7 protein-coding genes and 1 pseudogene are annotated in these 6350 nt (G+C 67.4%); 3 read left to right on the top strand and 5 right to left on the bottom strand.

The window, feature by feature from the left end:
• Nucleotides 1-338 (top strand): DUF2894 domain-containing protein (locus G3N93_RS31275; protein ID WP_206134688.1); only part of this gene is annotated, 338 nt, incomplete at its 5' end.
• Nucleotides 339-371: 33 nt separating this feature from the next.
• On the opposite strand, the gene G3N93_RS31270 is transcribed toward G3N93_RS31275, so the two are convergent.
• Complete coding sequence (locus G3N93_RS31270; RefSeq protein WP_206134687.1) at nt 372-875, bottom strand: DM13 domain-containing protein; 504 nt, start codon at nt 873-875, stop codon at nt 372-374.
• A gap of 240 nt (nt 876-1115) precedes the next feature.
• Between G3N93_RS31270 and G3N93_RS31265 the strand changes: the two genes are divergently transcribed.
• The gene (locus G3N93_RS31265) at nt 1116-1421 is read left to right on the top strand and encodes a DUF4148 domain-containing protein (RefSeq protein ID WP_206134686.1); all 306 of its coding nucleotides are present in this window, start codon (nt 1116-1118) and stop codon (nt 1419-1421) included.
• 79 nt (nt 1422-1500) lie between these two features.
• Here G3N93_RS31265 and G3N93_RS31260 read toward each other — a convergent pair whose 3' ends face one another.
• Together G3N93_RS31260 and G3N93_RS31255 are read right to left on the bottom strand one after the other, a co-directional pair.
• Nucleotides 1501-2073, bottom strand: a complete 573-nt coding sequence (locus G3N93_RS31260; protein ID WP_206134685.1) for an NADPH-dependent FMN reductase — start codon at nt 2071-2073, stop codon at nt 1501-1503.
• Nucleotides 2074-2131: 58 nt separating this feature from the next.
• Nucleotides 2132-2722 carry a histone acetyltransferase gene (locus G3N93_RS31255; protein ID WP_206124071.1) on the bottom strand — a complete coding sequence of 197 codons (591 nt, stop codon included), beginning with the start codon at nt 2720-2722 and terminating at the stop codon, nt 2132-2134.
• A gap of 710 nt (nt 2723-3432) precedes the next feature.
• On the opposite strand from G3N93_RS31255, the gene cml reads away from it, so the two are divergent.
• Nucleotides 3433-4665, top strand: a complete 1233-nt coding sequence (cml, locus tag G3N93_RS31250; protein ID WP_206134684.1) for a CmlA/FloR family chloramphenicol efflux MFS transporter — start codon at nt 3433-3435, stop codon at nt 4663-4665.
• 86 nt (nt 4666-4751) lie between these two features.
• On the opposite strand, the gene G3N93_RS31245 is transcribed toward cml, so the two are convergent.
• Together G3N93_RS31245 and G3N93_RS31240 are read right to left on the bottom strand one after the other, a co-directional pair.
• On the bottom strand, nt 4752-6035 hold the full coding sequence (locus G3N93_RS31245; protein ID WP_174938499.1) for an isoprenylcysteine carboxylmethyltransferase family protein: 1284 nt from the start codon (nt 6033-6035) through the stop codon (nt 4752-4754).
• A 120-nt stretch (nt 6036-6155) separates the two neighbouring features.
• Nucleotides 6156-6350 (bottom strand): annotated as a pseudogene (locus G3N93_RS31240) (hypothetical protein); the annotation flags it as partial.

The following is a 6350-nucleotide window of genomic DNA, read 5'->3' as shown; positions in this document are numbered from 1 at the left end:
AGCGGCTCGCGCGCGATGCGCAGGCCGACCGGCGCGGGCTCGATCCCGAGCTGGTCGACTACTTCCGCACGATGTGGTCGAAGGTCCGCACGGAGCAGCAGTACCGTCAGTCGCTCGACCAGGTGCCGCGCAACGCGGGGCCGCTCAATTCGAACAGTCTCGTGCACCGGTCGCTCGCGACGATGCGCGAGTTGTCGCCGGCTTATCTGCAGCAGTTCATGTCGTATGTCGACGCGCTCGCGTGGCTCGAGGATCTCGCCGGCGGCGGCGCGCAGCCCGAGAAGGAAGCGCCGCGCGCGAAGGCGGTGAAGAAAGGCACGCGTAGCAAGAGCCGCTAACGTGCGACCGCATGCGGCGGCGATCGGAGCCCGTTACATCGACACCTGGCCTGACGCCGTCGCGTTCCGATACCGGGCTGCGCTGATGAATTTCGAAAAACGCTCGCACCAGATCACGACCGACGTGTACTGCGCCGGGTTGACGTCGGCGGGAAGCGGCACGACGAAATTGCCGAATGTCTTCAGGTCGCCCACGCGCGCGGCACGCGCCTTGATCGCGAGGAACGACGCCCGGGTATCGACGAATTCCGGCACGAGATAGATCTTGTAATCGGGCCCCGGCGCGATGTTGCCTTCGAAGGCGATCGACGAATCGGTGATGGTCAGCTTGCCGTCGGCCCAGTGCAGCGGGTCGCTGCCCGGCAGGCCGCGTTCGAAGCGGCCGGTATGACGTGCGTTGTCGGCGGCCACCTGCAGTTCGACGGCTCTCGCACCTTCCGATGCCGTCAGGATCGGAAGGACATAGATGCCGGCGGCGAATGCAACGATCCCCGTCGCGACGTGCGACGCGATCAGTATCCAGATTCTGGTTTTCATATCGGACCCCATGAGCGAGTACAGAGGGTGGTGCAAGGCCACCACCCTGTAGTCGCACGGGCCGGCAAAATCTGACACCCGGTCGGTATTCATTTGCGCATGCCGTATACGTCGGGCAGGACGCCCGATTGCCGCACGGCGACACGATGTCGACAATTTTCCGCTGGCGCCTGTCATCTTTGCGTTCGCGGCTCGACTCACTCTCCGTCGACAACGTCGTCGACGCTCAGGAGAGATCAGATGAACAAGCTTGCCCTGTATGTTCTCGCGACGGTTGCCGCGACCGCTTCCGTTTCCGCATGGGCCGCGCAGGCGTCCACCGTGACGCGCGCGGAAGTCAAGGCCGAACTGGCTGCCGTGCGCGCGGCCGGCTACCGTCAGACCGGCGAAGATCCGTACTATCCGGCGCGTCTTTCGGAAGCCCTGGTGAAGATCGGTTCGACCGGGCCTTCGACGGCCGATACGAGTGGATACGGGACGATGTCGACGGCCACGAGCGAATCGGGCTCGATTGCCCGTGAACTGCCGATCTATCGTGGGCGATGAGCCGGGCCGGACATGATGCCTTCAGACTGGCGTCATGTCCGATTCTTCCGGACTGCGATATGTGTTGGGACACGTAACGTCAACGTGGCGGCTCGCCTTCCGAAATTGCGGCACGCAGCGCGTGCAATGCTTCGATCAGCGCCGACGCGAACGGCGGATGCGCGGCGATGCCGGCCGCGTCGAGTTGACTCCCGAGGATCGGCAGCGTGATCGACGCGCGCTCGACGATGTTCGCCGACATCACCGACAGCGTTTCCCGCAGCGCCGCGTCCGCATGCGTTGCGCGTGGCGACGCATTCAGCACCGCGACCGGCTTGTACACGACGGCTTCGCATCCCACGATCCAGTCCAGCGCGTTCTTCATCACGCCCGTTACGCCGTGCGCGTATTCCGGGCTCGCGATCAGCAGGCCGTCGGCGGCATTCACGCGGTCGATCAGGTCGCGCACCGCAGCGGGCGACGGAAATTCGACATCGGGATTGAACAGCGGGAATTCGCCGAGACGATCGAAGCGCACGATGCGCATGCCGTGCGGCGCGACGAGCGCGGCCGCATCGAGCAGTGCGGCATTGTACGACTGCGCGCGGAGGCTGCCGCACAGCGCGACGATGTCGAGGTGGCGGCTGGCGTCGGGTCGGGGATCGGTGGTCATCGAGGTGCGTGTCGGTTGGCGTGTGGCGTAGCGGCGAGCGTCGCCCGGGTCGCACGGATTATCGCACCGGTGTTCGGGCGGCACCGGCCATCCCGGCCACGCGCGCGAATTCCCCGATTTCCCATCCATGACCGAGCATCAGCCGCCGCGTATGCAGCGCACCGTGCACGTCGTCGGCGACGGTTTCGCCGAGATAACGCAGCGCCCGCCCGTCGATATCGACGAAGCCGTGCCGGTAGTCCTGCGCGAGCGCCGTCCACAACTGCGCGGCGCCGACCGACTGGCGCGCGCCGCTGATCAGGCACAGGCCCGCGTCGAGCCCCCAGCGATACAGCGTCGTCGCGAGGCCCTTGCGTTGCGCGGACCCGCGCAGCCGCGTATGCGGCGCGCGCAGGTAGCGGTCGGCGCGACGCGGGATTTCGGGCAGGCGGTTGAACACCGTATAGCCGGCGAGCTGGCGCGAGGCCGGATCTTCGACATACAGGAAGTATTCGCCGTCCGCCTCGCGGTGGCGGACGATCAGGCCGGAGCGGCCGAGCGCGACGGCCGGCAGGCCGTACAGGCGATGGCCTGGCTGGTGCAGGCGCGCGTAAAGCGTGTCGAGTTCATCGTCGATGTCGTGCTGGGAATGCTGTACGTCGATGCGCATGGCAAAGGGCGCCCGTCCCGGGCGGTCCGGGAAAGTGGTTCATCGCAAAAGGGGAGAGGAATGGCTGCGGCCCCCAGGCTCGGCGAAGCGAGCCGGGGCCGCGAATCAGCTGGGGATGTGCTGGAAACCGGCGGCGATCGCGGCGAGGCCCGCGATGCAGAGTGCGAACAGGATCAGGACTTTGTGGATCACGTCTCTCTCCTCATGAATGCGCGGCGCCGACGGGCGGCATCGCGGAGACGGTGAGCGGCGGGCACGGCCCGCGCGGCCGTCGTGCGGGACGACGGTCGAAGGTCCGGGCGACAGCTCGGGGGTCGGGCGCCGTATCGCACGCGGACGGCCAGCACCATACGCGACGCGATACCGGTGGGCAATCGGACAGGAGATGAAAAGCGACGAAAGGCGAAGAATCGCGTCGTTTCGCGACAATTGGCCGCATGAGGGCGTGCCGTCGACTGAGCGGCAGATGAGGCGGGGGAGGCCCGGTAGCCGCCGCCGGGCAGTGCGCACGCGGCTGGTGCCGCCCAGTCGAACCGACTACACTGCGCAGTCAACGCACACCGCAAGGATTTCTCCATGGGAGCCGGCCCGTCCACGGATCGCTAAGCCGCAACGACCTTCGTCAACCGGTCGTTGCGGCGATCTCCCGTTGTCCCTCGCTGACCAGGCAGATCGCCGCCAGATTCCCTTTTCTGAGCGGATGCCTTGTCATGCCTGAACAATCCACGCCCGTCTGGGCTTATTCGTTGCCGTCGGTGCTGCTGCTGATGGCGCCTTTCGATCTCCTCGCTTCGCTGGCGATGGATGTGTACCTGCCGGTGATCCCGGAGATGCCGTCCGCGCTGGGTACGTCGCCGGCCATCGTCCAGTTGACGCTGAGCGTCTACATGGTCGTCCTCGGCCTGGGCCAGATGATCTTCGGCCCGTTGTCGGACCGTGTCGGCAGACGGCCGGTGGTGCTGGGCGGCGCACTGTGTTTTGCGGCGGCTTCCCTGGCGCTTGCGATCGCCGCCGGCGGTGGCTTGTTCGTCACGCTGCGCGTGTTGCAGGCGCTGGGCGCGTCGGCCGCCCTCGTTGCCACGTTCGCGACCGTTCGCGATGTCTACGCCGATCGCCCCGAAGGCCGCATGATCTACAGCCAGTTCGGCGCGATGCTGGCGTTCGTGCCCGCGTTGGGTCCGCTGCTGGGCGCGGCCATCGCGACGGCCTGCGGATGGCGCGCGATCTTCGCGACGCTCGGCCTGCTGGGTCTGCTCGCGTGCGGCCGCGCGTGGCCACGCTGGCACGAAACGCGGCCGCGGGTGGCGAATCGGCGGGGGCCGTCCGTCGCATCGATTCTCGGCAGCCTGCCTTTTCAGGTTCATACGCTCGCGTTTGCCGCCGCGATGGGGGCGTTCTTCGTGTTCTTCTCCACCGCGCCGCGCGTGCTGGTCGGCGGTGCCGGCTATTCCCGCGAGGCATTCAGCGTGGCCTTTGCGACCGTCGCGATCGTGATGGTCGTCGTGTCTCGTTTCGCAGGGACGTTCGTATCGAGGTGGGGCGAAGCGGGCTGCGTTGCGCGAGGGGCGCTCGCGATGATGACGGGTGCGATCGTGCTGGCCGTCTGCACGGTCCTGGCGAAGCCGTCGTTCGCGACGTTCGTGATGCCGATGTGGCTGGTTGCGGTCGGTATCGTGCTGATGTCGTCGGTGTCAGCGAACGGTGCGCTGCGCGATTTCGGCGATGCCGCCGGCAAGGCGGTTGCGCTCTACTACGCGGTGCAGGGCGTGATCGTCACCGGCGTGGGCACGTTCGCGACGTTGGTCTTCGACGGCGCTACCGCGTGGCCGCTGGCAGCCTGCTGCTTCGGCATGGGCCTCGCGAGCTTCGTCGCGATCAAGGCGTTGACGCGTGCGATCGGTCGCGAGCGTGACGGAAGCGCCCGCGGCGTCTCGTTCGACTGAGCGCGCGCGGCGCCGCACGGCGGTTTCGGGCCGCGCAGCGTTTCCGTGAAGTGGCGGGGCAGCAAGCCCCGCCTTTGGCCACCGCGTCAGGCCGGTGCGCGCTGCCCGAACGCCTGCTTGATCCGCGCGAACAGCCCGTGTTGCGCGATCCATTCGGCATACGCGCGATAGTCGGGATCGCGCATCAGGTGACGCTCTTCCGTCTTCGCCCGCGTGTAGTAGATCAGGTTGACCGCGACGAGCCCCGCGCAGTGCATCAGCCCGAGCTGCCAGCCGAGCGGCTCGACGAACGGCACCGACACCATCCAGTACGACAGGTTCTTCGTGATGTACGCCGGATGCTTCGTGAAGCGGTACGGGCCCGACGTGATGATCCCGCGGTTGGTGAGGTTCGAGAAGCGCAGCCCGAACGAGATCGTGCACAGCGCGTAGGTCAGCAGCAGCAGGATGATCACGGCGCCCCAGATCACGCGCAGCGTCGGCGCGGACATCAGCCAGTTGTCCCAGAACATCGAGCCTTCGTAGCGGATGTAGTTGTTCGAGAACAGCGACCAGAACGGCTGGTAGCACATCAGCGCGGCCACCCAGCCGAGCGTCGTCGGCTCGACGGTGCGCACGTGGCTGTCGAGGATGCGGAACGTGCACAGGTAGCCGACGGTGCCGAACATCAGGTCCATCGTGAACGACAGGTCGTACATGAACACGAAGGCCGCGATCGTCATCGGCGCGTGCATCGCGTTCGTGAGCGACGCGGTCAGGTGGTCGGCGTCCTTCGACAGGTAGACGGTCATCAGCGGCAGGAAGAACGCCTTCACGCCCCAGCCGGCCAGCATCTCGCGCACCGGCTTCCAGCTCGCGGGCTGCTCGCGGCGGAACAGGAAGCGCCCCCACAGCAGGTACGCGTCGTCGGTCTCGCGCTGGTGGCGGTCCATCCACGCGAAGTAGAACGGCGCGGCGACGATCACGTACGGCGCGAGCGAGCGCAGCAGCGACCAGAACGGCAGGTAGAACGCGCCGTGGTATTCGGGCAGTAGCCAGTAGATCACGCCGATGCCCGCATAGATCGACGTCAGCGCACCGAGCCGCGTCGCGACGCGCGCGATGCCGAGCGGCCGGACCGCCTGCCGCGACAGGCCTGCGCTCGGGCGCAGGTAGACGCGCGAGATGAAGATTTCGTGCAGCGCGATCGTGCCGATGATCGCGAGGCTGGCGATGACCGCGCGCGTGGCTGCATCGAGGGTCGGCTGGTCGCGCGTGATCCACAGCGCGAAGAGTCCGGCGGCGATGCCGAGCAGGCCGGCGCGGAGGGGCGTGGCGGAACGGGGTGGGCGGTCCTGGACCGCGGCGATGCCGTCAAGCGTGGAATTCATGATCGGATCCTCGTACGGATGAGGGCCGGCGCCCCCGCTTGGCGGGTGACGCCGGCCGTCGGCCGGGCTTTGTATGGATGCGCGCCCGGCCATTGGCCTTTGGTTCTGACAGGTAAAGCGTTACTTCTTGTTGCCGCCGCCCAGCAGACCGCCCAGGAGGTTCGTCACCGGCGACAGCAGGTTGCCGGCGCCGCCCGCGGCTCCGCCGTTCGAGCTGCCGGTCAGGCCACCCACCACGGAGCCGCCGCCCGCCGGCGTCGTGACCGTGCCGGTGAGGCTGGCGCCGAGCGGGGTCAGCGAGTTGACGAGGTTGGA

This window comes from Burkholderia sp. Se-20378, from assembly GCF_017104665.1.
Classification (GTDB): Bacteria; Pseudomonadota; Gammaproteobacteria; order Burkholderiales; family Burkholderiaceae; genus Burkholderia; species Burkholderia lata.
The sequence above is the reverse complement of the archived record's forward strand: the minus strand, read 5'-3'. Positions and strand labels throughout refer to the sequence as shown.